Genomic DNA, 23,698 nt, shown 5'->3' with positions numbered 1-23,698 from the left:
CGTCAATTCGATGCGGGCGGCGCCGGTTTGCTCGATGACGCCGCAGCCGATGTCGTGCTGCTTGCCGCTGGTGCGTTTGCAGTGGACGAATCGGTCTTCGACGACTGATTGCCCGAATCCTTGCTCGACTCTTTACTCGAATTACTCGAATCCGATGCGCCTTCGCTCTTCGTTTCGGCTTTGGCGCCCTCGTCCTTCTTACCGCCCTCTTCCTTCCTGGCAGCAGCGGCGCCGTTATTGCCACCGCGGAAGTCGGTCACGTACCAGCCGGAGCCCTTCAACTGAAAGCCCGCGGCCGTCACCTGCTTGACGAATGTTTCCTTCCCGCACTGCGGGCACTGGGTGAGCGGTGCATCGCTCATTTTCTGGAGCGCGTCTTTTTCGAAGCCGCAGGACTCGCAGCGGTACGCGTAGATCGGCATGTCACTCTTCCTACGATTAACGTTTCGGCGCTTGCAAAGCCTTGAATTATAGCCGCAAACCATCGGCGAACCCTTAATTTTGGGCTCGCAGGCTCAGGTTTCAAGGGGGCGCGGCAGGTTTGCCCAGGTTTCTTTTGTCGAAACACAGGGTATGCAAGCCCTGGCCGATAGATGCAGATACGGGCTATATCAGCCGGGTCTCGATTGCTGCAGGCGGCACCCTCGATACGGCGACTCAGGCAACAGAATTGGCTTCCGGCGTACGCCGACGCCAAGTGAGCCAGCGTTCGCGTCCGGCGAAAACATCGATGGAGCCGGTCACTTCGCGCTCATCCACCAGTTCGAAATACGGCGTCAGCAAGGCATTGAGCGCGGCCCGTTCCATACCGAACGGCGGCCCCTTGGGCGTCTCGCCGAGGAAATAGAATCCGGCCAGCAGCGCGCCGGGCCGCAGCAGTTCCGCCATGCGCACGGCGTAATCCTGCCACCGGTCGCGCGGCAAAGCGCACAGGAACGCGCGCTCGTAAATCCAGTTCGTTTCAAACGGCGGTTTGTACGTGAAGAAGTCAGCTTGCTCAACCACGCCGGCGTGTTCGCCCAGTTGCTCTCGCGCCGCTGCAACCGCGCTGGGTGAGAAATCAATCGCCTTGACCGGCCAGTTTTCCCTCGCAAGCCACAGCGCTTCGTACGCGCTGCCGCAGCCGGGGATCAGCACGTTCGGCAAGGTGTTCCGATGCTCGAGGGCAAACGCCTTGAACCCTTCAGGCACGCCGGCCTGATCCCAGGGCGTAAAGCGCTGGTCGAAGCGCTCGCTCCAGAACTCGGGCGAATTCGGGTCGCGCGTGTCGAAGCTGGGGGGCACAGCGGGTTTGCGAGTGTCGATCATGATGCCCTCAGCCTCCGGATGCCAACACCTGCCAGAACTGGACGAGCACAGCGCCCGCGCCCACCGCCAGCCCGAATATCAGCAACGCCTGCAACAAACGATTCGTGCGTTTCTGCTCGATCAGGATCATGCGCATGAGATCGTCGTTGCCGCCGCCTGGCTGATCGTGCCGGTCAGCCAGCACCTGATGGATCAGCCGCGGCAACTGCGGCAGCGTCTTGCTCCATTGCGGCGCTTCCAGTTTCAACCTTTCGTACCAGCCGCGCCAGCCGACCTGCTCGTTCATCCAGCGTTCGAGATACGGCTTGGCGGTCTTCCACAGATCGAGTTCGGGATCGAGCGACCGGCCGAGCCCCTCCACGTTCAGCATCGTTTTCTGCAGCAGCACGAGTTGCGGCTGAATCTCCACGTTGAAGCGGCGCGAGGTGGAAAAGAGCCGCATCAGCACCTGGCCCAGAGAAATATCCTTCAACGCCCGGTCGAAGTACGGTTCGCAGACGGCGCGGATAGCGCTTTCCAGTTCTTCGACGCGTGTGCTCGGCGGAACCCAGCCCGACTCCAGATGCAGCGTGGCCACCCGGTGATAGTCGCGCTTGAAGAACGCCAGGAAATTTTGCGCCAGATAGTTTTTATCGAAGTCGGACAACGCGCCGACAATCCCGAAATCCAGCGCGATATACCGTCCGAACGTCTCCTCTGCGAGGCTCACCTGGATATTGCCGGGATGCATGTCGGCGTGGAAAAAGCCGTCGCGGAATACCTGCGTGAAGAATATCTCGACGCCTTCCTGCGCCAGCTTCGGGATATCTACGCCGGCCGCCCGCAGCACCTCCACCTGGCTAATCGGCACGCCGACCATGCGCTCCATCACCAGCACGGTAGGCGCTGAAAAGTCCCAATACATCTCGGGCACCATCAGCAGATCAAGGCCCGCGAAATTGCGACGCAACTGGCTGCCGTTCGCAGCCTCGCGCATCAGGTCGAGTTCGTCGTGGAGATATTTATCGAACTCGGCGACCACTTCGCGTGGCTTCAGCCGCTTGCCATCGGCCCACAGCCGCTCGGTCCAGTACGCAATGTCGCGCAGCAACGCGAGATCCGAGTCGATCACTGGCAGCATGTTCGGCCGCAACACCTTCACCGCCACGGCTTTGCCCGCATGCGCGCCAGTCTTGATCTTGGCGAAGTGCACCTGGGCGATTGATGCGCTCGCCACCGGCACACGTTCGAAGTCGTCGAATAAAACGTCAATAGGGGCGCCCAGCGACTTCTCCACAATCGCGATAGCGACGTCCGAATCGAACGGCGGCACTTGATCCTGAAGCTTGGCGAGTTCGTTCGCTATGTCAACGGGCAACAGGTCGCGACGCGTTGACAGCACCTGCCCGAACTTGACGAAGATGGGCCCGAGGCTTTCGAGCGCGAGACGCAGCCGCACGCCGCGTGCGACCTCGAACTTGCGGCCGAACGTGGTGAGGCGCATCAGCAAACGAACGCGCCGGTCCTGGATGCCGCTCAGCACCAGTTCATCGAGCCCGAATCGCACTACCGTGAAAAAAATCTTGAGGAAACGCAGAAGACGCATGGTTCAGCCCATTACTTGCTCGTGCCGCGCGTTGACGCGGCGCCGGACGCCGACGCGCCTCGGGCTTCGGCTTTTTGTTCGAGTCGCTCGATGCGCTTTTCGACGCGCGCGAGCGCGTCCCGGGCGACCGACAGTTCAGTATTAAACGTGTCGAGGGCGCTGCGGCGCACGAGTTGAGGTTGTTCGTCGAGCAGGTATTCGGCCACCGATTCAAGCAGATTGAGTCCCGAACGGCGCGCTTGTTCACCCACCTTGCGTACGGTCGAGCCGATGCGGTGAGCGGGACCGTCGCCAATTACGCGGGCCAGATCTTCTTCGGGCTCCCAGCGCAGGTGTTCGGCCAGTTTCGCGATCGTGTTTGCAAACTCCGCATCGCCTTCTATGCGGACGTGTTTCATCACAGCCGCCTGGCCCCCTTGCAGGAATGCAGGAACGGCGTCGGCGGGAACAGAAAGGGTGACGTCAAAAGCGCGGGCCTCGGTTTCATCGACGGCGGCAATCAGCCCGTCCGGTTGGACCATCAGCAACAGCGAGAACGGCGAAAGTGCCAGCCGCGCGGTCTTGCCGGCGTAAGGCGTCAGACGCTCGCGCGCCCAGGATTCGCGCGCGAGCACGTGGTTCACCGCGGCCGCGAACGCTTTCGATGCGGTTCTGGCTGCGGCCTGAGTGGCGGAAGGTGCTGCGGGGTGGGCGAATTCGTCTGCGTGCGTCATCGGCTCTGAGATGAAAAAACCCGCGCAAGCGGTCACTCGCGCGGGTTTCTATTCTACCTTTGCAACCGGCGTTGTCGTTTGCGCCCTGGGAGCGCGAACGTCACGTTAGCCATAAGGCGTGTCCTTCAACGCCCGGATGACCGGTTTCTCAACCGAAATCCGACCGTTTTATCCGCCCAATTAACTGACCTGCTGAATCCCGGCCAGCAACCAGCCTTCGTTGCCGTACTTCTGCTTCGACAGATTCCAGATCTCGATGAAGGGCTCGGCCGCGGCGCCTTCCGATTCACGAATCAGGCCGTGGAAACGCACGCTGGCAAGGCTTTCCGTGCCGCGCTCCTCAACGCCCAGGATGTCGGCGTTGAGCTGCACGACGTCGGTACGATTCGGCTGCGTGCCGCGTGCATCTATATCCAGCTTCACTTCGGCGAACATTTCCGGCGTGGTGAATTCACGGATGTCATTGGAGTTACCGCGGTCCCATGCATCCTGCAAGCGCACGAAATAAACCTTCGCGTTACGCACGAACGCTTCGCTGTCGAAGCCTGCGGGCACCTCGACTTGCGGTGCGGCTTCGATCGTGTTCGCGTTGCTCAGCGCAGCGGCGGACGGACCATAACCACCCGGGGCCGACTGCGGCACATAGCTCGGCTCCTGCGAGTTGAACCCGGTACGTGCCGATCCGCCGAACGGCGAACCCGCGCCAGCGGCTGAATACGCCGGTGTATTGGCGTTTTTCCTGCGATTCATGATGAAGCGGAACACCATGACAGCGGCCATAACGATCAACGCGATCATGATCATATTTGCCATTGCGCCGGCGAACGCGCCGCCAAGACCAAAGTGCGACAGCAGCGCTGCTATGCCCAGACCCGCTGCGAGACCCGCGAGCGGTCCCATCCAGCGGTTACGCGCCGGCTGTGCAGCCGCAGCCCCAGGTGCGGCTGCCGGCGCCGCACGTTGTGCGTTCGCTGCCTGGCCCGACTGCATGGACTGCGAGGGTGGTGTGGCCTGATTCTGTTGCGCGGCGCTCGTTGATTGACGACCCATGCTGCGGCCGCCACCCATGCGGCGTGCTTCTGCATCTTCAGCAATCAAAGCACCGGCCATGATTACGCCAGCCAGCGCAACGACCCCGGCTTTCCTGAATAACGACTTCAGGAAACCCCGAGTTTGGGGTAAGCGCGAATCGGACATTTCGAATCCTTATAAAAGTGGAACATTAAAATTTGGTCCCGACGTGTAAAGCTACCACGCCACCTGACAAATTGTAATATTCGACTCGATCCAATCCTGCGCGTTCCATCATTATTTTTAAAGTTTCCTGATCCGGATGCATCCGGATCGACTCGGCGAGGTAGCGATAGCTATCCGCATCTTTCGCGAACTTGTCGCCAAGCCACGGTAAAAACTTGAAACTGTAGAGATCGTACGCTTTCTTCAGGGGCTCCCAGACCTTCGAGAACTCCAGAACCAGGACTCGGCCACCCGGCTTCAACACCCGATACATTTCGGCTAACGCACCATCTTTGTGCGTCATATTACGAAGTCCAAAGGCAACTGTAATGATATCGAAATAATTGTCCGGAAACGGAATCTTCTCCGCGTCGCAGATCAGAGTAGGTGTGATCACACCTCGATCAATCAGGCGATCACGACCGACGCGCAGCATCGATTCATTGATATCCGTGTGCCAGACCTCGCCTTTTTCGCCCGCTTGTTTCGCGAACGCTTTCGCCAGATCGCCCGTCCCGCCTGCCAGATCGAGCACTTTGTAGCCTGGACGAACCTTCGCTTGGCCGATCGCGAAGAACTTCCACGCGCGATGCAGCCCGCCCGACATCAGGTCGTTCATCAAGTCGTAATTGCTCGCGACCGAATCAAAAACGCCCGCCACCTTCTTCGCTTTTTCCTGTTCGTCGACCGTTTCAAAACCGAAGTGGGTCTTGCTCATCGCGTTCGTCCTCATCTTGTTCGTGTTGTTGGCCGCGTCCGAATGCGGAATTTTGGCCGGTTGCCGCGACAAATTGCCGCAACAAGGTAAAAGTCGGTCAGTGGCAGTGTCCGCCGGACGCTTTCGGCGTCATTGGCGTATCGCGGTCAATGCCCGCTGCTTCCAGTTTTGCGAGATAGTCAGCCCAGAGTTCATCCTGGCGGACCGCGAGGTCGTACAGGATGTCCCAGGAATAGAGACCGGTATTGTGGCCATCGGAGAAATTGAGCTGCAGCGCGTAGTGGCCGACCGGCTCGATTGCGATGATCAGCACGTCGCGCTTACCCGTTTGCAGCGTTTCCTGCCCGGGACCGTGGCCCTGCACCTCCGCCGAGGGCGAATATACGCGCAACAGCTCGAACGGCACGCGATACGTCTGATCGTTGCCATATTGCAACTCCAGGGCGCGCGTTTTCGAATGCACGACGATGCCCGTCGGGATCGGCGTTTGTTTGGTCAGTCCGCTCATGGTGAGCCTTTATTGAATCAGGTGGTCAGTTAGCCCGGGGCGGCCTGGGTCAGAGGGTCAGAGGGTCAGAGGGTCAATGGCTCAGGCGAACGCCAGCGCCATCTCGGCGCGCACTGCTTCGCGCAGCAACGTGGCCTGAGCCCGGCGATTGGACTGCAGCGCCAGCGACACCGTCCGCTGGCGCGGCGCCCAGATGGGCAACGGGAAACGGGAATCGTTGGAATGGCGCGGGATGACGTGCCAGTGAACGTGCGGAACCTGGTTGCCGAGGCTCGCCAGATTGATTTTGGCCGGCGCGAGCACGCGACGGATCGCACGCTCCACGCCGTTCACCACCGTCATTATCTTGAGCCGGGCGGCATTGTCGAGATCGGACATCTCCGCCACGTGCGCGTGCCAGATCACCCGGCAAAAGCCCGGCCACTCTGGCTCATCGGCGAGAACGACCCGCACTGCGTCGTCCGACCACAAAACCTCGCCGCCGTCTTCACGGCAAAAGACACAGTCCATCATTTTCCTCTAGCGAAACAAGCCCCGGTTCCGCTATTACACCAGCACGCGCTCGATACCGCCATCGTTAGCGCGCGCCACGTAATCTTCCATCCAGCTCGCGCCGAGCACCTTGCGGGCAATTTCCACGACGATGTAATCCGCTTCGATGTTCGCGTCCTCGTTATACCGCGACAAACCTTGCAGGCAGGACGGGCAGCTCGTGAGAATCTTGACGTCGGGGCCAGTGGATTCAGCGTCACCTGCTTTTAACACTGAACCCGGTGCAGCACCCGCCGTTCCAGCAGACGCGTTCGCCATGTTCACAGCGTTCGCTCCGGCTTCGCCCACTAGCGGAATGTCCCGCAGTTTGGCCGCGCCCTTGCGGATTTCCTCTTCCTTGCGGAAACGCACTTGCGTCGAAATGTCCGGCCGCGTAACCGCCAACGTGCCCGATTCGCCACAGCATCGATCATTTTTTTCGATTTTGTAGCCATCGTTGGCCGAGCCCATGAGTTCATTCACGAGCTTGATCGGGTCCATTGTCTTGATCGGCGAGTGGCAGGGGTCGTGATACATGTAGCGCGTCCCCGTCACGCCTTCCAGCTTGATGTTCTTTTCCAGCAGGAATTCGTGGATATCAATAATTCGGCAGCCCGGGAAAATCTTCTCGAATTCATACCCGGCCAATTGGTCGTAGCAAGTCCCGCACGACACCACCACCGTCTTGATATCCAGATAGTTCAGCGTATTAGCCACACGGTGGAACAACACGCGGTTATCCGTGACGATCTTCTCGGCTTTATCGAATTGACCAGCACCACGCTGCGGATAACCGCAGCACAGATAACCCGGCGGCAACACGGTCTGCACGCCGGCTTCCCACAGCATGGCCTGCGTGGCGAGACCGACTTGCGAGAACAAACGCTCCGAGCCGCAGCCCGGGAAGTAGAAGACCGCTTCCGTATCCGATGTCGTCGTCTTCGGGTTGCGGATAATCGGGACAATCTTGTTGTCCTCGATGTCCAGCAATGCCCGCGCCGTCTTCTTAGGCAAGTTGCCCGGCATCTTCTTGTTCATGAAGTGGATGACCTGCTGCGTCACCGCCGGCTTGCCGACCGTTGCCGGTGGTTTCGCCGTCTGCTTCTTCGCGAACTTCTTCAGCACCTCGTTGCCCAGCCGCTGCGCCTTGTAACCGACACCCATCATCGCCGTGCGGGCAAGATTGATGGTCTGCGGATTCGTGGCGTTGAGGAAGAACATGCCGGCCGCGTTGCCCGCGTTGAACTTCTTCTTGCCCATCTTGCGCAGCAGGTTGCGCATGTTCATGGTGACATCGCCGAAATCGATCTTCACCGGGCACGGCGTCACGCACTTGTGGCAGACGGTGCAGTGATCGGCGACGTCGTTGAATTCGTCCCAATGTTTTATCGATACCCCGCGACGCGTCTGCTCTTCATAGAGAAACGCCTCGACCAGCAGCGATGTCGCGAGAATCTTGTTGCGCGGGCTATAAAGCAGATTCGCTCGCGGTACATGAGTCGCGCAAACCGGCTTGCACTTGCCGCAACGCAGACAGTCCTTGATGGAGTCCGCGATCGCGCCAATATCCGACTGCTGCATGATCAGCGATTCATAGCCCATCAAGCCAAAGCTTGGCGTGTAGGCATTGCGCAGATCGGCGCCCGCGAGCAACTTGCCCGCATTGAAGCGGCCTTCGGGATCAACGCGTTGTTTGTAGTCGCGGAATTCCGCGATTTCGTCTTCCGTCAGGAATTCCAGCTTCGTAATGCCGATGCCGTGTTCGCCCGAAATCACGCCATCCAGATCCCGCGCCAGCTTCATGATGCGTGCGACCGCGACGTGCGCGTCCTGCAGCATCTCGTAGTTGTCGGAATTCACCGGGATGTTGGTGTGGACGTTGCCATCGCCCGCATGCATGTGCAGCGCGACGAATACGCGGCCGCGCAGCACCGTTTTGTGGATGTTCTGCGCTTCTTCGAGGATGGGCTTGAACTCGCCGCCATTGAAGATGTGCCGCAATTCGGCGCGAATCTCCTGCTTCCAGGAGATGCGGATCGTGCGGTCCTGCGCGACGTCGAATACGCGGACGCCCGGCTGGGAATCCACACGATCGGCCATCTTTTCGGCCAACCCTTCGTAGCCGAGCTGAACCATATAATGCTGCGCTTCGCGCAACGGCAGATCCAGCTTTTCGCCAACGAACGTCCAGCGTTCGCGCACGCGTTTTAACAGATCGAGGGCTTGCTGCACCCGGTCTTCGAGCAATTCGGCGCTCGGAATTTCGTTGGCGTCGTCGCTCTTGCCGAGGGGCAGCTTGCCCGTCTTGAAGAACGTTTCGAGCGCATCAACAAGTTGCAGCTTGTTCTTGATCGACAACTCGATGTTGATCCGCTCTATCCCGTCGGTGTACTCGCCCATGCGGTTCAGCGGGATCACCACGTCTTCATTGATCTTGAACGCGTTCGTATGCTTCGCGATAGCGGCCGTGCGCGAGCGATCGAGCCAGAAGCGTTTGCGCGCTTCGGCGTTCACCGCGACAAACCCTTCGCCGCTCTTGCCGTTCGCCATGCGCACGACTTCGGAGGTGGCCTGGGCCACAGCATCGGGATCGTTACCGACGATATCGCCAATCAGCACCATCTTTGGAAACGCGTTGCGCTTGCTTTTGGTCGCGTAACCGACGGCGCGCAGATAACGTTCGTCGAGATGTTCAAGACCGGCGAGAATCGCGCCGCCCTTCTTCGATGTCTCGAACAAGTAATCCTTGATTTCCACGATGCTCGGAATCGCGTCGCGCGCCTGGCCGAAGAATTCGAGGCAGACGGTGCGCGTGTGCGCCGGCATTTTGTGCAGGATCCAGCGCGCCGATGTAATCAGCCCGTCGCAACCTTCCTTCTGCACGCCCGGCAGACCCGACAGGAATTTATCCGTCACGTCCTTGCCAAGCCCTTCCTTGCGGAACTTGCTGCCGGAAATATCGAGCGATTCCGTGCGCAGCAATTTCTCACCCGGCGCGCGCGATCCGTCGAACCAGTCGAGCCGGAAACGCGCCACGGGGATGTCGTGAATCTTGCCGCAGTTGTGATCCAGGCGCGTGACTTCGAGCCAGTTGCCCTGCGGATCGACCATGCGCCACCAGGCCAGATTGTCGAGCGCCGTGCCCCACAGCACGGCCTTTTTGCCGCCGGCGTTCATCGCGACATTGCCGCCGACACACGATGCATCCAGCGACGTGGGATCGACAGCGAAGACGAAACCGGCCTGTTCGGCGGCTTCGGTCACGCGACGCGTAACCACACCCGCGCCCGAGAAAATGGTCGCGACTTTGTGATCGACGCCCGGCAGATCCGTCATTTCGACGGGTCCAAGCTGTTCGAGCTTTTCGGTATTGATAACGGCCGCGAACGGCGTCAAAGGAATCGCGCCGCCCGTGTAACCCGTGCCGCCTCCGCGAGGAATCACGGTCAGCCCGAGTTCAAAACACGCCTTGATCATGCCGGCGATTTCCGCCTCGGTATCCGGCGTCAGCACGACGAACGGATATTCGACGCGCCAGTCGGTTGCGTCGGTCACGTGGGAGACGCGCGACAAGCCGTCGAACTTGATGTTGTCCTTTTCCGTCACCCGCCCCAGCACCTTCGACGCCTTTTTACGCAAGTCGTAGGTCTGCTCGAATTCCTTCTTGAAATCTTCGACCGCGCGGCAGGCGGCGCTGATCAACAATTCAACACGCGCTGCGCGATCCCGGCCGGCGTCGTCCTGATGCTGCGACAAATCCGCTTTACGACGCTTTTCGATATCGCCGAGGCGGTGATTCAACGCTTCGATCAGCAATGCACGGCGTTTCGGGTTATCGAGCAAGTCGTCTTGCAGATACGGATTGCGGCGCACGACCCAGATATCGCCGAGCACTTCGTACAGCATGCGAGCCGAACGGCCCGTGCGGCGTTCGCTGCGCAGGATGGCCAAGGCGGCCCAGGCTTCCTCGCCCAGCAGGCGAATGACGATTTCGCGATCGGAAAAGGATGTGTAGTTATAGGGAATTTCGCGCAGGCGCGGCTCGGTATCCAGGGCCACGGCATGCGCGGCGCCGTTCGGATCGAAGGCTTGGGGTGCGTTCATATTCGACAGTTCGGTGAGCCGGCGCTTTGTGCTGACGATGAGATCACGAGCAGCGCTATAGCCGGCATTGCGCGGGGACGCGCAGATTTTCGAGTGATACTTTTTTGTGAAGGTGCTCGCCGGCAGGGGTTGGCGAACGATGCAAAACCTTCGGGGGTACCGGAATCAGCGCCAGGATCGCTGATGACGCGCATGACGTTCCGAAGCCGCGTGGATAGCGCAGCAGAGCGCGCAGCACTCGCATAGAGGGTCGCGGGGAACATGCGTCAAAAAGCCGGTCCGGGACTGCCGTTGCATCTTCCGATCCTGTATCGAAAAACGAATTCTAACTCATCGCGATATTCGCCGTTCGCGCTGGCTAGCGGATTAAAGGGCTTTATGCACGCCCGTTTTGGAAGCGTTTTTGGCATTTTTGGTATCGACCGGACGGCCGGTTAATACCAAGCAAAGCGGTGCGATCAGCACGCATTGGCGGCGTTTTGGGTTCCGATGGCGCTATCATTGATGTTTTCGCTCTCAAAATGGCGCGCACCCCGACGGCGCGAACGACTCCCGGCATGGCACACCCTGATTACCTCAAGAAAGTCCTGACCGCTCGCGTCTACGACGTTGCGCGAGAAAGCGAACTCGAACACGCCCGCAATTTGTCGGCACGCCTTCGCAACTCGGTCTATTTGAAGCGCGAAGACAACCAGCCGGTGTTCTCATTCAAGATTCGCGGCGCGTACAACAAGATGGTGCAGCTTTCCGCCGACGTGCTGGCACGCGGGGTGATTACGGCATCGGCGGGAAATCATGCTCAGGGCGTCGCGTATTCGGCCACGCGGCTCGGCTGCAAGGCGGTGATCGTGGTGCCCGTCACTACGCCACAGGTCAAGATCGACGCCATGCGCGCGTTCGGTGGCCCGACCGTGGAGATCGTCCAGCACGGTGAATCCTATAGCGACGCGTACGGCCACGCCGTGAAGTTGCAGGAACAGCGCGGCCTGACGTTCGTGCATCCGTTCGATGACCCGGACGTCATCGCCGGCCAAGGCACGGTTGCCATGGAAATCCTGCGCCAGCACCAAGGGCCAATTCACGCTATTTTCGTCCCCATCGGCGGCGGCGGGCTCGCGGCAGGCGTCGCGGCTTACGTGAAGGCCGTGCGGCCGGAAATCCGAGTAATTGGCGTGCAAGCCATCGATTCGTGCGCGATGAAGCAATCCATTGAGGCAGGCGAGCGCGTCACGCTGACCGAAGTCGGGCTTTTTGCCGACGGCACCGCGGTGAAACTCGTCGGCGAGGAAACGTTCCGGTTGTGCCGCGAGCTGCTCGACGAAGTCATTACCGTCGATACCGACGCGCTCTGCGCCGCCATCAAGGACGTTTTCCAGGACACGCGCAGCGTATTGGAACCGTCGGGAGCGCTGGCGGTTGCGGGTGCAAAGCTGTATGCCGAGCGCGACGGGCTGGAAGCGCAGACGCTGGTCGCCGTCACGTCCGGGGCGAACATGAACTTCGACCGGATGCGTTTTGTCGCGGAACGTGCCGAAGTCGGTGAAGCGCGCGAAGCCGTATTTGCAGTGACCATTCCGGAAGAACGCGGCAGTTTCAAGCGGTTTTGCGAACTGGTCGGTACACGCAGCGTGACCGAGTTCAACTACCGGATTGCAGATGCCAACGCGGCGCATATCTTTGTCGGCGTGCAGATCAAGACGCGCGGCGAAGCGGTGCAAATGGCGAACGCGTTTATCGAACACGGATTTGCTACGGTCGATCTCAGCCACGACGAACTCTCGAAACAACATATCCGCTACATGGTGGGCGGCCATTCTCCGCTCGCGCAAGACGAACGCCTGCTGCGTTTCGAGTTTCCGGAGCGCCCGGGCGCGCTGATGAAATTCCTTTCGTCGATGGCGCCAAACTGGAATATCAGCCTGTTCCATTACCGGAACCAGGGCGCGGATACGAGCTCGATTCTCGTTGGCGTTCAAGTGCCGGCATCGGATAACGCGGCCTTCGGGCAATTCCTCGCCACGCTGGGTTATCAGTGGTGGGACGAAGGCGCGAACCCCGTCTACAAGCTCTTCCTCGCCTGACGCACGCATGGCGTTCACGCTGAAGGACAAGCTGGTGGTCGCCATTTCGTCGCGGGCGCTGTTTGACTTCGAAGAAGAGAACGAAGTCTATGAGACCGGCGATTTGCGCGACTACGAAGCGCTGCAACGCTCACGGCTGAATGTGCCGGCGAAACCCGGCATTGCGTTCTCGCTGATCGAGAAGTTGCTCGCGTTGAATGTGGACGGCGAACGGCGCGTGGAAGTCGTGATTTTGTCTCGCAGCGATCCCATCAGCGGTCTGCGCGCGTTCAGTTCGTGCAAGGAACATGGCTTGGCGATCGAGCGCGGCGTATTCACGCGCGGCCGGTCACCGTTCGGGTATCTGGAACCGTTCCAGGCGTCGCTGTTTCTATCGGCGAATTCCGCCGATGTCCGCGACGCCCTCGCCGCCGGTTTTCCTGCCGCGACGGTCGTCCCGCGAGCGCCGCTTGCCGCAAGCCGGTATCCTGACGAAATCCGGATTGCTTTCGACGGCGACGCCGTTCTTTTCTCCGACGAAGCCGAGCAAGTTTTCCAGGCGCAAGGCTTGCCCGCGTTCGTGGAGCATGAAGTCGGCAAGAAAGATCTGGCGTTGGCGAATGGGCCGTTGAAACCGTTGCTGGAAGCGCTTCACAAGCTGCAAAAACTTAGCCATGACACAACGCGGATGCGGATTCGCACGGCGCTTGTTACGGCACGATCGGCGCCGGCTCATGAGCGGGCGATCCGGACATTGATGGCCTGGAACATCGAAATCGACGAAGCGATGTTCCTCGGTGGATTGAACAAAGGCCCGTTCCTGGGCAAGTTCGAACCCGATTTTTTCTTCGACGATCAAATTGGCCATTGCGAGTCGGCCCGCGTCGTGACGGCGACGGGGCACGTTCCAAGTGGCATATCGAATCAATAATGCATACACCTGAACAATCTCCCCTCGGCAAGCCTGTCCAGTACTCCGAACGGTACGATCCGGCGCTGCTTTTCCCCATCCCTCGCAAGTCGGGGCGCGACGCGCTTGGGCTCACGGGTCCGCTGCCGTTCTTCGGCACCGATATCTGGAACGCCTACGAGCTTTCGTGGCTGAACAAGAAAGGCAAACCGCAGATTGCGGTGGCAACATTTATCGTGCCGGCGGAATCGCCCAATATTGTCGAGTCGAAGTCATTCAAGCTGTATCTGGGATCTTTGTCGCAAACGGCTTTTGATTCTATCGATGAGATTCGTGACGTGATTCGCAAGGACGTTTCGGCGGTCGCTGGTGCGAATGTTTCTGTGCAGCTTGTCGCGCCTTATGAGTTTGGCGTGAAGCTGAAGATGGAAGAGTTTGAAGGGTTGTCGCTGGACAGGCTGGATCTGGATACGGATATTTACGCCCCCGATCCTTCGTTATTGAGCGCGTCTTTTGGCGAGTCACCGGTTGATGAAACGCTGTTTTCTAATCTGCTGAAATCGAATTGTCCGGTGACCGGGCAGCCGGATTGGGGCAGCGTTCAGATTCGTTATGTCGGTGCACCGATCGATCAAGCCGGATTGCTGCGATATATCATTTCTTTCCGCGAACATACCGGGTTTCACGAGCAATGCGTTGAACAGATATTTCTGGATGTAATGCGTGAATGCAAGCCGGAACGGCTAGCCGTATATGCGCGATATACGCGGCGCGGCGGGCTGGATATCAATCCGTTCCGTACCAACTTTAATCTGCCGCTGCCGGATAACGCGCGCTTGGCGCGGCAGTAAAAGCGGTTCGCGCGGGCAATCGCCCGCGCGAACCACACGCAAAGCTTAAGCGCCAGCCTTCTTATAAGCCACGCAATCCACTTCAACCTTGCAATCGATCACCATCGATGAAACCACGCACGCGCGTGCCGGCGGATGCTCGCCAAAGTATTCTTTGAATACCTTATTAAACGAAGCGAAGTCCCGCGGGTCATCAAGCCAAACCCCGCAGCGCACGACATGCTCAGCGCCATACCCCGCTTCTTTCAAAATCGCGAAAACATTCTGAATCGCCTTATGCGATTGGGCCACAATCCCGCCTTCAATCACTTCGCCGTTTTCCATCGGCGTCTGGCCTGAAACAAACAGCCATCCATCCGCTTCAACCGCACGCGAAAACGGCATCACCGCACCGCCCTGCCCCTTCCCGCCTTCTACGCCATATCGTTTCATTTCAAATCCTCAACGTTAATCAAAACTGCCCGAGCGCATCGAGTTTCGAACCCTCGCCACGCGCCACAAAATGTCCCGCCCGCAATCCGGTCACAGCATGATCGAAATACGAAAGCACGCCATTCACCCAAACTGCATCAATCCCATCCGCCGCCTGTCGCGGCTCAACAAACGTGGCGGTATCGCTGACCTTGTCGGCATCGAAAAGAACCAGATCCGCGTGATACCCCACGCGCAATTCGCCGCGCTCCGACAACCCAAACCGCCGCGCCGATAACCCCGTCATCTTGCGCACCGCTTCCTCGAGCGCAATCAGCGAGGTATCGCGCGCGTAATGCCCCAACACGCGCGGAAACGCACCCCACAAACGCGGATGCGGCAACGGATCGTTGGGCAAACCATCGGAACCGACCATGGTTGCCGGGTGCGACAGAATCCGTCGCACATCGTCCTCCGACATGTTGTGATAAACCGCGCCCGCCGGCTGCAAGCGCTTGCCCGCCTCCTGCTGCGTCACGCCCCACTCAGCGGCAATCGCGGAAATCAGTTTGCCCGCCATCTCCGGATGCGGTTCCGACCACGTGATCGTGATGTCGATATCGCCGGTGACCTGCTTCAAATCGAGCGTCGATGAACTCCGGTTGTACGGATAACAATCGCATCCAACCGGCTGACCCTCGCGCGTGTTTTCAAGCGACTTCAAAACCTCGGCGCTGCGCCCCCAGTTAGACGGTCCGGCGCACTTCAAATGCGAGATCACAACAGGAATACGCGCGTGCTTTCCCACCCGATACGCCTCATCCATTGCGTCGAGAATCGCGTCGAATTCAGTGCGCATGTGCGTGGTGTACAACGCGCCCGCGTTGGCGAGCGGTTCCGCCAGCGCCATCACTTCTTCCGGCGGTGCGCTGAATGCCGAACCGTAGGCAAGACCGCTGCTCAACCCAAGCGCGCCATGCGACAACGCTTCTTCCAACTGCGCGCGCATGCCATCGATTTCCTCAGCCGATGCCCCGCGATCCAGCCGGTCCATATGATTGTTGCGCAACGCCGTGTGCCCGATCAGCGCGCCCACATTCACCGCTGGACGCGCCTCATTCACGGCATCGATATAAGCCGCAAAGGTTGGATACTGAAAATCGCCCTGAGCGCCGAGCAAATTCATTGGATCAGGCGGCTCGCCCTTCAACGTCACCGGCGACGCGCTGATGCCGCAATTGCCAACAACCACCGTCGTTATGCCTTGCGATATCTTCGGCAACATCTGCGGCGATCGAATGACCTGGGTATCGTCGTGCGTATGGACATCGATAAAACCCGGCGCCAGCACCCGCCCCTCCGCCTCCACGACGTTCTCCGCCGTCCAGCCAGTCAGCTCGCCGATCGCGACAATCCGGCCATCCTTCACGGCCAGATCGCCCTGAAACGCGGGCGCGCCCGTTCCGTCGATCATCCGTGCGCCTTTGATCAGCGTATCGACGTGTTCACCACCTTCCGATGCCATGCTTCATCTCCCAAAAATTCGCGCGTTTTGCCCGGAAGCCGGTCAATCGCCCAAAGGCTGACGCTCATCGACACCGCCGCCTCGATAAGCATCCAGCGCGTGTTTCATGCGCCGCAAAAGCTCGCGGCTCGTCTCGCCCTGCTTCACGGCAAGTTCGGTGACGAGCAGATCGAGCGCCATCAACATGGCGTAGCGGGACGTCGACGGCTTGTAGATAAAATCGGTTTCGTTCGCGATGATCGGAATCAGCCAGTTGGCCAATTGCGCCAGCGGCGACGCGGGAGCGGTCAGCGCAATCACACGCGCGCCATATTCCCGCGCGATCCTGCAGCTTTCGACCATTTCGGGTGTCTGCCCCGTCACCGATAACGCCACTACCACATGCTCGCGCGAAAGCGTCGCGGCAACCATCCGCTGCAATAAGCCGTCCTGATATGACGCCACCGGCCGCCCCAACCGGACGAGGCGGAAGCGCATTTCATCGGCTAAAGCGGTCGACCCGCCGCCCATGCCGAAGACGTAGATCATCTGCGCATCGGCGAGCGCATCGGCGGCGGCGGCAATCGGCGCCGCTCGCAGCGCGCCGCGATTGTGGGCGAGCGTGGTCTGGATGTCGTCGAAAATACGGGCGGCGAGCGAATCAGCAGGATCGTCTTTGTCTGTTTCGTCGTACGAACTGCCGCGCAAGAATCGCTGGCCGACCGCCGCCGCCTGAGCCAGCCGCAATTTAAGCTCGCGCACGTCCTGGCAACCGACCGCCTTCGCAAAACGCGTCACGGTCGCAATGCTGACGTCGGCTTTTTTTGCGAGCGCGCCAATGCTGGCACGCGATGCACCGGTCAAATCGTCGAGAATAAGCGCCGCGACCTTCCGTTCCGCCGTGCGCAATTCGGGCGCGCGCTCGGCAATCCGGGCAACGATATCGAAGGCGGGCGGTTCGGACGAAACGTTCATTGAGACCCTTTTTTCCAAGCGTGGTACTAAATAACAATGTCTCGGGCATCGTACTTTCTGTACCATTGTCGAGTCAATCTCGATATTGAATCGATAGCATCCATACAAGCCCCTGACTCTATACAAACGAACGATGGAGTAGCAGCACATGAAAGTTACAAACTATCAAAGCGCGACGATCGACCCTTTCGGCAAGGGTCTGGGCATGGTGCCGGGCGTCAGCGTGCATCTCGTGGACGCCGCGCGCCTTGACTGGAATCTGCTGGACGAGGACGTGAGCCTGCCGGCCGCCGTGCTGTACGCGGACCGGATCGAGCACAACCTGAAGTGGATGCAGGCCTTCGTGGCCGAATACGGCGTCAAACTCGCGCCGCACGGCAAGACGACCATGGCGCCGCAATTGTTCCGCCGCCAGCTGGAAGCGGGCGCGTGGGGCATCACGCTTGCCACCGCGCACCAAGTGCGCGCGGCGTATCGCGGCGGTGTGCAGCGCGTGCTGATGGCCAACCAATTGGTCGGCAAGCGCAACATGGGCATGATCGCGGAGTTGCTCACCGATCCCAGTTTCGAGTTCCATTGTCTTGTCGATTCTGCCGATAACGTCGATCAGCTCGGCGCGTTTTTCGGCGATGTGAACAAGCAGGTGAACGTGCTGCTGGAGCTAGGCGTGGCGGGCGGCCGAACGGGTATTCGCGACGACGCGCAGCGCGACGCGGTGCTGGCCGCCATTGCACGCTGGCCCAATGCCGTGAAGCTCACGGGCGTGGAATTGTATGAGGGTGTGCTGCAGGACGAACCGAAGGTACGGGCGTTCCTGCAGAACGCGGTGGACGTGACGCGCGCACTGGTCGCCGATGGCAAGATCGAGCGCAAGCCGGCCATTCTCTCGGGCGCGGGATCGGCGTGGTATGACGTGGTCGCCGATGAATTCGCGAAAGCGAATAGCGATGCCATCGAGGTCATCCTGCGTCCGGGCTGCTATCTGACGCACGACGTGGGTGTGTACAAGAAAGCGCAGAACGAGATTTTCGCGCGCAACCCGATCGCGAAGAAAATGGGCGAAGGGTTGAAACCGGCGCTGCAATTGTGGGCTTACGTGCAGTCGATTCCGGAGCCGGATCGCGTGATTATCGGCATGGGCAAACGCGATGCCGCCTTCGACTCCGGCATGCCCGAACCCGCTCGGCATTTCCGTCCCGGCACGCAGTGGCCGCGCGACATCACAACGGACGAAGGCTGGGAAATCTTCGGCATGATGGACCAGCACGCGTATCTGCGGATCAAGCCGGGCGACGACATCAAGGTCGGCGACATGATCGCGTTCGACATATCGCACCCCTGCCTGACGTTCGACAAATGGCGCCAGATCCTGGTCCTCGATACAAAATATCGCGTGAAGGAAGTGATCGAAACGTCGTTCTAGGCGTCGTCCGGAAGAGCGGCACTGTCGGTGCCGCTCATCGTGCCGCTCACCTCGGCCGTTCCAGCGGCAACTTCCTGAATCCGTTGCTCTAGCGCGCGCAGCGCGCCGGAGAGCGCCGTGACGGCGTCGTCGGGAAGCGTTGAAAGTGTCTCGTGTAGGAACTCATTGCGGCGCGGCATACCGGCTTCGGTGACGGCACGGCCGGCGTCGGTGAGGACCACGTTCGATACCCGGTTGTCACGCTGATCAACACTGCGCGCAATCCAGCCCAGCGCCTCCAGCGTCTTCAACTGCCGCGTGAGCGCGCCCGGGTCCACGCGCAACCGTTCCACCAGCCGCTTCTGCGACAACTCACCGGCGTGATCGTGCAGCGCGAGCAGGATGCGCCAGCGCGGCATGGGATGGCCGACCTGCATTTCGAACGCCTGCATGAACGCACGATAAGTGCGCCCGAACTGCTGTATGAAGGCGATACGTTCCGTTTCGTCCATGCTGATTGGTTCCGGGCCGACTGCTTTAATGCTGATTGCTTCGGTGTTGCGCGTTTGCGCGTCGTTTGTACCCGCGGGGCTCTTCGCGTGCTTACTGTCTGCTATTGAGCTCATTCGGCCATGACCGCCGGTTCAATCTTCGCGCCCTTCAATCGTATTGGCGGTACGCGACGCGATTGCCATACGGCCAGCACCGCTACAACCGCCGCAACCGCCAGACCAATGTGAATGGCCGCAACCAGCGACTCGCGTGCCGATTCAAGCAGCATCGCGCCGTTATGACCCGCGGCCGCGAGTTGCGAAAGCAGCGTGGTTTGAGCGTCGTGGTTGATGAGAATCTGCGGATCGCTCAGATCGCTGAACCAGTGAGTCGCGTTGTCTTTATCGAGTGAAAGATGCACGCCGCTCGCGTACAGGTGGCTGATCAGCGTGCCCGTCAGCGCCGTGCCGATCATCCCGCCAATCATGCGCAGCGACTGCAGCAGCGCCGTCGCAATCCCCAGATGTTCCCTTCCCGCGGTCAATTGCGCGAACACGGTGAGGTTCGGCATGACAAAACCCAGCCCCATTCCGCCCAGCACCATGAACGTCATCAACAACGGACGCGGCATTGAGCGCGTGGCGATCACCACGCCGAGACACGCCAGCGCGAGCAGCGCGAAACCGACGAACAGCATTGCGTTGGGATTCTTGACGCGTGTCACGATCCGGCCGTTCACAATACTGCCGATCGTAATGAACACCACCAGCGGCGTGATCATCAGGCCGGCGTCTTTCGGCGACATGCCAAAACCGCCCTGAAACAGCAGAGGCGCGTAAAACAGCAGCGAAAACATGCTGAAACCGCCAAGAATCGCCAGCGTGAAGAGCGCGGACAGACTCTTGTTGCGGAACATATCGATGGGAAGAATGGCGTAATCGCAGCGCCGTTCCCACTTCCAAAGCGCGAAACTGGACGCAACGCTAACAACGAGCAGCATCAGCGACTGCGCCGACAGCCCATGCTTCGGCAGCATTTCGACAAACAATTGCAGCGAACCGAGCGCAATCGCGATCAGGCCCGCGCCTTGCCAGTCCAGACGCATCTTGCCTTCATGCTTGACGTGCCGAAGATGCGGAAGGAAGCGCCAGACGAAAAACACCGACAGCAAACCGACCGGCAAATTCACGTAGAACACGGAGCGCCAGCCGTAATATTGGGTCAGAATCCCGCCAAGCGACGGACCGACCGCGTTTGCAATACCAAACGCCGAACTCATCATCACCTGCCAGCGAAGGCGCACGACGGAGTCAGGAAAGAGATCGGCGATGCAGGCAAACGCGGTGCCAACCAGCATGCCGCCGCCAATGCCCTGAAGGCCGCGCGCGAGCACGAGGAAAAGCATGTTGTTGGCGAGGCCGCAAAGTGCGGATGCGACGGTAAACACGACAATGGACGCAATCACGAACGGTTTGCGCCCGTAATAGTCGCCAAGCCGGCCGAAAATAGGCACGGTGATGACGGACGTGAGCAAATACGACGTGGCGACCCAGGCGTAGAGGTCAAAACCCCTGAGTTCGGCGACGATGGTGGGCAACGCTGTGCCGACCACGGTTTGATCGAGCGCGACCAGCATGGTCACGAAGCAGACGCCCAGCATCGCCATCAGCGATTCGCGAAACGGGAGCACTTGCCCCGCTGAGTGATGCTCGGCAGTATGGACGGCCATTTTTTGATACCGCAATGATTGACTAGTCAACAGAACGGGAATCATAGCACGGCGAAAGGCTCTAATCCAAGGCCAGACGCCTTCTTAACCTTTTCTAAAATTGCCATGGAACCGACGCCCATCGCCGCTTCGCCCCTCTCGCAGGAAGATCTCGCGACCTTGCGCCGTGCCAAAGAGGCGCTGGAAAGCCCCTCGCTCACGATGAAACTCGCGAGTCTGGTCGGCTCGCCCATCGAAAAGCTGATGTCGAAAATGCCGAACGTCGCTCAGGAAAAAGTCGACGAAGCAACGCAGGCCGCGCTCAAGAAATGCCTGCAACTCGCATTGCGCACGCTCAGCAAAAGTACGGTCGACGGCGTTGTGCTGCCGCCCGAAAAACCGCACAACCTGATGCACAAGCTGGCGGTCGCGACCACGGGAGCGGCCGGCGGCGCGTTTGGACTGTTCGCGCTGCCGGTGGAATTACCCGTCACGACGACGCTGATGTTTCGCTCGATTTGCGACATTGCGCGCAGCGAGGGCGAAGACGTGCATCTGATCGATACCCAGTTGCAATGTTTGATGGTGCTCGGCATGGGCGGCCCGAGTTCGAGCGACGATGCCGCCGATATCGGCTATTTCATCGTGCGTGGGACGCTCGCGCAGTCGGTATCGAAAGCGACGAGCGAGATTGCGTCGAAGGGATTGAGCGCACACGGTTCGACCGCGCTGCTCAAATTCTTGCAGACGGTGGCGTCGCGGTTTTCGGTGCAGGTGAGCGAGCAAGTCGCCGCCAAGTCAATCCCGGCAATCGGCGCAGTGCTCGGCGCCATGGTCAATACGGTCTTCATCGATCACTTTCAGCAGATGGCGCACGGACATTTCACCGTGCGCCGGCTGGAGCGCCAATACGGGCAACTGGCGGTCGAGCGCGCTTTTCAGACCATCGATATAGCGAGCGGGAAGTGAACCGCTAGCTTGTTTATGGTGTTTCCACGGCCTGCGGAGCGGTCACCCGGCGCACGAATTCCGCCGCCTGCTCCAGCGCGCGGTTCGCCTCTGGCACGAACGGCGCGAACATCTGGAAGACGTGCGGCATCTTCGGCCAGATGTTGAGTTCTACACGCACGCCGGCCGCGCGGGCTTTCTCCGCTGCGCGTGTGGAGTCGTCGAACAGCACTTCGGTATCGCCGACCTGGAAAAATAGCGGCGGCAATCCGCCGAACCGCCCATATAGCGGCGACACGTACGGATGACGCACGTCGGTTTCTCCCGCATAAAACTTCCCCACCGGCGCGAACGCCCTGCCGTGGAACATGGGATCGCGGCCCTCGTTGGTCGTGATCGACGCGCCGGTCGCCGCCAGGTCCGTCCATGGCGAAAACATCACCGCGCCGGCCGGCAGCGGGTCGCCCGCGTCGCGTAGAGCGAGCAACGTGGCCAGTGCAAGTCCACCGCCTGCTGAATCTCCAGCGATGACCAAACGCGCAGGCGACACGCCATCGGCCACCAGTCTTCGATACGCCGCCAGCGCGTCATCCAGCGCCGCCGGAAACGGGTGTTCCGGCGTGAGCCGGTAGTCGAGGGAAAAAGTGCGCGCGCCTGAGCGCCTTGCAAAAGGGAAAACGATCCCCCGATGCGTAGCGGGCGAGCAGAAGTAATACCCGCCGCCGTGCAGATAGAGCATCGTGATATCAGACGGCTTCTCAGGCGTTAGCCATTCGCCGCGCAACGGCGCATCATGCTCGCCATACCGCTCAACGAGGCGCCAGCCAGCGGGGACCTTCGGTGACCATACGCGTTTTGACGTTATCGCGCGGGCGCGGGCGGCATCAATTCCCGGCTTCGCCGTCTCGGGACGCGTCCAGCGCCGTAAAACCCAGCACGCCAGCTCGCTTTGCCAACTCATCGCGGCTCCTCTTTTAGGTGATCGTCGATCATACGATCGCCCGGGAAGCTGTATGTCATGCCGTGTGTCACTAGAGCCGCGCTATTTGCCGGATGACTTCAGTTCGCCGGCATGACCTGCCCGCGAATCTCTCCCGTCGGGTTCTGCTCGGTATGGATATTGAAGTAGTACTGGCCGGCCAACAGATCAGTGGCCTGTTGCTCCGAAAGCGTAGCCTGCCCGGTGATAGGACTAGGCAGCGCGTTCTTGTCGATAGCAACCTGCACCTTCGCGTTCTGTCCCACGGGCGCAGGGCCGTGGAAATGGGCCATGGTCGCAGGACCCGACAAATCGGCGTACGTGATGGTCCACTGCAGCGTCTTGGTCGTGGTGTCGAAGGTGGCTTTCAGCACGCCGTGCCCCTTGCTCACGCGCGGCGGCACTTCACTCGACGGCTGCAGGTTCGCTTGCAAAGCGACGGTATCGGCGAACGCTGAGTTCGATGCCATTGACGCAACGGACGACATCAACACCACGCTCAAACCCAACACGCTGTTACGCAGACTGAATCTCGTGAACATGTTTGCTCTCCCTTGGGTGACTGACTAGTGGACGAGTCGTCTGCTTATCGTCTGCCTACCGCCGCGAAGGACGAGAGTAATAAGCACAGGCTCATCGACGCGCCATAGTAGTGCATTTTGCGCGCCCCGCCTTTACCCATGAATCCAGATAGCCGATACGAGACCGGAAATGCGAAAAGGCGCCTCTCGGCGCCTTTTCGTTACAACGTCAAA

At 60.0% G+C, this 23,698-nt stretch carries 21 protein-coding genes; 5 read left to right on the top strand and 16 right to left on the bottom strand.

Annotated elements, in window-relative coordinates; all coding sequences use genetic code 11:
• Positions 1 to 2 precede the first annotated feature (2 nt).
• The 9 genes from SBC1_RS02035 to SBC1_RS01995 form a co-directional block, all read right to left on the bottom strand.
• The gene (locus SBC1_RS02035; RefSeq protein WP_165086108.1) at positions 3 to 422 is read right to left on the bottom strand and encodes an FmdB family zinc ribbon protein; all 420 of its coding nucleotides are present in this window, start codon (positions 420 to 422) and stop codon (positions 3 to 5) included.
• 235 nt (positions 423 to 657) lie between these two features.
• Positions 658 to 1,308 carry a methyltransferase domain-containing protein gene (locus tag SBC1_RS02030; RefSeq protein ID WP_165086106.1) on the bottom strand — a complete coding sequence of 217 codons (651 nt, stop codon included), beginning with the start codon at positions 1,306 to 1,308 and terminating at the stop codon, positions 658 to 660.
• A 7-nt stretch (positions 1,309 to 1,315) separates the two neighbouring features.
• Positions 1,316 to 2,893: a ubiquinone biosynthesis regulatory protein kinase UbiB gene (gene ubiB, locus SBC1_RS02025; RefSeq protein ID WP_165086103.1), complete on the bottom strand. Its 1,578-nt coding sequence runs from the start codon at positions 2,891 to 2,893 to the stop codon at positions 1,316 to 1,318.
• A gap of 11 nt (positions 2,894 to 2,904) precedes the next feature.
• Entirely contained in the window at positions 2,905 to 3,606 is a 702-nt protein-coding gene (locus SBC1_RS02020) for an SCP2 domain-containing protein (protein ID WP_165086101.1), read from the bottom strand.
• Positions 3,607 to 3,786: 180 nt separating this feature from the next.
• Entirely contained in the window at positions 3,787 to 4,803 is a 1,017-nt protein-coding gene (locus tag SBC1_RS02015; protein ID WP_165086098.1) for a Tim44 domain-containing protein, read from the bottom strand.
• A gap of 25 nt (positions 4,804 to 4,828) precedes the next feature.
• The gene (ubiE, locus tag SBC1_RS02010) at positions 4,829 to 5,560 is read right to left on the bottom strand and encodes a bifunctional demethylmenaquinone methyltransferase/2-methoxy-6-polyprenyl-1,4-benzoquinol methylase UbiE (RefSeq protein WP_031357560.1); all 732 of its coding nucleotides are present in this window, start codon (positions 5,558 to 5,560) and stop codon (positions 4,829 to 4,831) included.
• 97 nt (positions 5,561 to 5,657) lie between these two features.
• On the bottom strand, positions 5,658 to 6,068 hold the full coding sequence (locus SBC1_RS02005) for a gamma-butyrobetaine hydroxylase-like domain-containing protein (RefSeq protein ID WP_165987099.1): 411 nt from the start codon (positions 6,066 to 6,068) through the stop codon (positions 5,658 to 5,660).
• A gap of 81 nt (positions 6,069 to 6,149) precedes the next feature.
• A complete protein-coding gene (locus SBC1_RS02000; protein ID WP_165093018.1) occupies positions 6,150 to 6,578 on the bottom strand; it encodes an HIT family protein in 429 nt (142 codons plus the stop codon).
• A gap of 36 nt (positions 6,579 to 6,614) precedes the next feature.
• On the bottom strand, positions 6,615 to 10,703 hold the full coding sequence (locus SBC1_RS01995; protein ID WP_165086090.1) for an FAD/FMN-binding oxidoreductase: 4,089 nt from the start codon (positions 10,701 to 10,703) through the stop codon (positions 6,615 to 6,617).
• Between the two features lie 557 nt (positions 10,704 to 11,260).
• On the opposite strand from SBC1_RS01995, the gene ilvA reads away from it, so the two are divergent.
• The 3 genes from ilvA to queF are packed head-to-tail and all read left to right on the top strand — an operon-like array spanning position 11,261 to position 14,524.
• The gene (ilvA, locus tag SBC1_RS01990; RefSeq protein ID WP_241201996.1) at positions 11,261 to 12,784 is read left to right on the top strand and encodes a threonine ammonia-lyase, biosynthetic; all 1,524 of its coding nucleotides are present in this window, start codon (positions 11,261 to 11,263) and stop codon (positions 12,782 to 12,784) included.
• 7 nt (positions 12,785 to 12,791) lie between these two features.
• Positions 12,792 to 13,694 (top strand): 5'-nucleotidase, encoded by a 903-nt coding sequence (locus tag SBC1_RS01985; protein ID WP_165086085.1) that lies wholly within the window; start codon positions 12,792 to 12,794, stop codon positions 13,692 to 13,694.
• Positions 13,694 to 14,524 (top strand): NADPH-dependent 7-cyano-7-deazaguanine reductase QueF, encoded by an 831-nt coding sequence (queF, locus tag SBC1_RS01980; protein ID WP_165086083.1) that lies wholly within the window; start codon positions 13,694 to 13,696, stop codon positions 14,522 to 14,524. The genes SBC1_RS01985 and queF overlap by 1 nt, the downstream gene beginning before the upstream one ends.
• A gap of 45 nt (positions 14,525 to 14,569) precedes the next feature.
• Here the strand turns inward: queF and SBC1_RS01975 are convergent, their stop codons facing one another.
• Genes SBC1_RS01975 through SBC1_RS01965 form a run of 3 tightly spaced genes read right to left on the bottom strand, consistent with a single transcriptional unit; the run spans position 14,570 to position 17,414 of the window.
• On the bottom strand, positions 14,570 to 14,956 hold the full coding sequence (locus tag SBC1_RS01975; protein ID WP_047895630.1) for a RidA family protein: 387 nt from the start codon (positions 14,954 to 14,956) through the stop codon (positions 14,570 to 14,572).
• 19 nt (positions 14,957 to 14,975) lie between these two features.
• Positions 14,976 to 16,460, bottom strand: a complete 1,485-nt coding sequence (locus SBC1_RS01970) for an amidohydrolase family protein (protein WP_165987097.1) — start codon at positions 16,458 to 16,460, stop codon at positions 14,976 to 14,978.
• Positions 16,461 to 16,502: 42 nt separating this feature from the next.
• Positions 16,503 to 17,414 carry a MurR/RpiR family transcriptional regulator gene (locus SBC1_RS01965; RefSeq protein ID WP_165086078.1) on the bottom strand — a complete coding sequence of 304 codons (912 nt, stop codon included), beginning with the start codon at positions 17,412 to 17,414 and terminating at the stop codon, positions 16,503 to 16,505.
• A 148-nt stretch (positions 17,415 to 17,562) separates the two neighbouring features.
• On the opposite strand from SBC1_RS01965, the gene SBC1_RS01960 reads away from it, so the two are divergent.
• Positions 17,563 to 18,837 (top strand): amino acid deaminase, encoded by a 1,275-nt coding sequence (locus SBC1_RS01960; RefSeq protein WP_165086076.1) that lies wholly within the window; start codon positions 17,563 to 17,565, stop codon positions 18,835 to 18,837.
• Here the strand turns inward: SBC1_RS01960 and SBC1_RS01955 are convergent.
• Together SBC1_RS01955 and SBC1_RS01950 are read right to left on the bottom strand one after the other, a co-directional pair.
• Positions 18,834 to 19,328, bottom strand: coding sequence for a MarR family winged helix-turn-helix transcriptional regulator (locus tag SBC1_RS01955; RefSeq protein WP_165988769.1), 495 nt, complete (start codon positions 19,326 to 19,328; stop codon positions 18,834 to 18,836). The genes SBC1_RS01960 and SBC1_RS01955 overlap by 4 nt on opposite strands.
• 110 nt (positions 19,329 to 19,438) lie before the next feature.
• Positions 19,439 to 21,037, bottom strand: coding sequence for an MDR family MFS transporter (locus SBC1_RS01950; RefSeq protein ID WP_165987095.1), 1,599 nt, complete (start codon positions 21,035 to 21,037; stop codon positions 19,439 to 19,441).
• A gap of 105 nt (positions 21,038 to 21,142) precedes the next feature.
• Here SBC1_RS01950 and SBC1_RS01945 point away from each other — a divergent pair, with 105 nt between their 5' ends.
• On the top strand, positions 21,143 to 21,985 hold the full coding sequence (locus SBC1_RS01945) for an EcsC family protein (protein ID WP_165086071.1): 843 nt from the start codon (positions 21,143 to 21,145) through the stop codon (positions 21,983 to 21,985).
• 13 nt (positions 21,986 to 21,998) lie between these two features.
• On the opposite strand, the gene SBC1_RS01940 is transcribed toward SBC1_RS01945, so the two are convergent.
• Together SBC1_RS01940 and SBC1_RS01935 are read right to left on the bottom strand one after the other, a co-directional pair.
• On the bottom strand, positions 21,999 to 22,925 hold the full coding sequence (locus SBC1_RS01940) for an alpha/beta hydrolase (protein ID WP_165086069.1): 927 nt from the start codon (positions 22,923 to 22,925) through the stop codon (positions 21,999 to 22,001).
• 98 nt (positions 22,926 to 23,023) lie between these two features.
• Positions 23,024 to 23,431, bottom strand: a complete 408-nt coding sequence (locus SBC1_RS01935; protein WP_370469600.1) for a CHRD domain-containing protein — start codon at positions 23,429 to 23,431, stop codon at positions 23,024 to 23,026.
• Between the last annotated feature and the right edge of the window lie 267 nt (positions 23,432 to 23,698).

The organism is Caballeronia sp. SBC1 (assembly GCF_011493005.1).
Classification (GTDB): domain Bacteria; phylum Pseudomonadota; class Gammaproteobacteria; order Burkholderiales; family Burkholderiaceae; genus Caballeronia.
The sequence above is the reverse complement of the archived record's forward strand: the minus strand, read 5'-3'. Positions and strand labels throughout refer to the sequence as shown.

Coding starts and splice junctions, on each gene's coding strand:
- SBC1_RS02035 (WP_165086108.1), bottom strand. CDS start 422: ATGCCGATCTACGCGTACCGCTGCGAGTCCTGCGGCTTCGAAAAAGAC.
- SBC1_RS02030 (WP_165086106.1), bottom strand. CDS start 1,308: ATGATCGACACTCGCAAACCCGCTGTGCCCCCCAGCTTCGACACGCGC.
- ubiB (WP_165086103.1), bottom strand. CDS start 2,893: ATGCGTCTTCTGCGTTTCCTCAAGATTTTTTTCACGGTAGTGCGATTC.
- SBC1_RS02020 (WP_165086101.1), bottom strand. CDS start 3,606: ATGACGCACGCAGACGAATTCGCCCACCCCGCAGCACCTTCCGCCACT.
- SBC1_RS02015 (WP_165086098.1), bottom strand. CDS start 4,803: ATGTCCGATTCGCGCTTACCCCAAACTCGGGGTTTCCTGAAGTCGTTA.
- ubiE (WP_031357560.1), bottom strand. CDS start 5,560: ATGAGCAAGACCCACTTCGGTTTTGAAACGGTCGACGAACAGGAAAAA.
- SBC1_RS02005 (WP_165987099.1), bottom strand. CDS start 6,068: ATGAGCGGACTGACCAAACAAACGCCGATCCCGACGGGCATCGTCGTG.
- SBC1_RS02000 (WP_165093018.1), bottom strand. CDS start 6,578: ATGGACTGTGTCTTTTGCCGTGAAGACGGCGGCGAGGTTTTGTGGTCG.
- SBC1_RS01995 (WP_165086090.1), bottom strand. CDS start 10,703: ATGAACGCACCCCAAGCCTTCGATCCGAACGGCGCCGCGCATGCCGTG.
- ilvA (WP_241201996.1), top strand. CDS start 11,261: ATGGCACACCCTGATTACCTCAAGAAAGTCCTGACCGCTCGCGTCTAC.
- SBC1_RS01985 (WP_165086085.1), top strand. CDS start 12,792: ATGGCGTTCACGCTGAAGGACAAGCTGGTGGTCGCCATTTCGTCGCGG.
- queF (WP_165086083.1), top strand. CDS start 13,694: ATGCATACACCTGAACAATCTCCCCTCGGCAAGCCTGTCCAGTACTCC.
- SBC1_RS01975 (WP_047895630.1), bottom strand. CDS start 14,956: ATGAAACGATATGGCGTAGAAGGCGGGAAGGGGCAGGGCGGTGCGGTG.
- SBC1_RS01970 (WP_165987097.1), bottom strand. CDS start 16,460: ATGGCATCGGAAGGTGGTGAACACGTCGATACGCTGATCAAAGGCGCA.
- SBC1_RS01965 (WP_165086078.1), bottom strand. CDS start 17,414: ATGAACGTTTCGTCCGAACCGCCCGCCTTCGATATCGTTGCCCGGATT.
- SBC1_RS01960 (WP_165086076.1), top strand. CDS start 17,563: ATGAAAGTTACAAACTATCAAAGCGCGACGATCGACCCTTTCGGCAAG.
- SBC1_RS01955 (WP_165988769.1), bottom strand. CDS start 19,328: ATGGACGAAACGGAACGTATCGCCTTCATACAGCAGTTCGGGCGCACT.
- SBC1_RS01950 (WP_165987095.1), bottom strand. CDS start 21,037: ATGGCCGTCCATACTGCCGAGCATCACTCAGCGGGGCAAGTGCTCCCG.
- SBC1_RS01945 (WP_165086071.1), top strand. CDS start 21,143: ATGGAACCGACGCCCATCGCCGCTTCGCCCCTCTCGCAGGAAGATCTC.
- SBC1_RS01940 (WP_165086069.1), bottom strand. CDS start 22,925: ATGAGTTGGCAAAGCGAGCTGGCGTGCTGGGTTTTACGGCGCTGGACG.
- SBC1_RS01935 (WP_370469600.1), bottom strand. CDS start 23,431: ATGTCGTCCGTTGCGTCAATGGCATCGAACTCAGCGTTCGCCGATACC.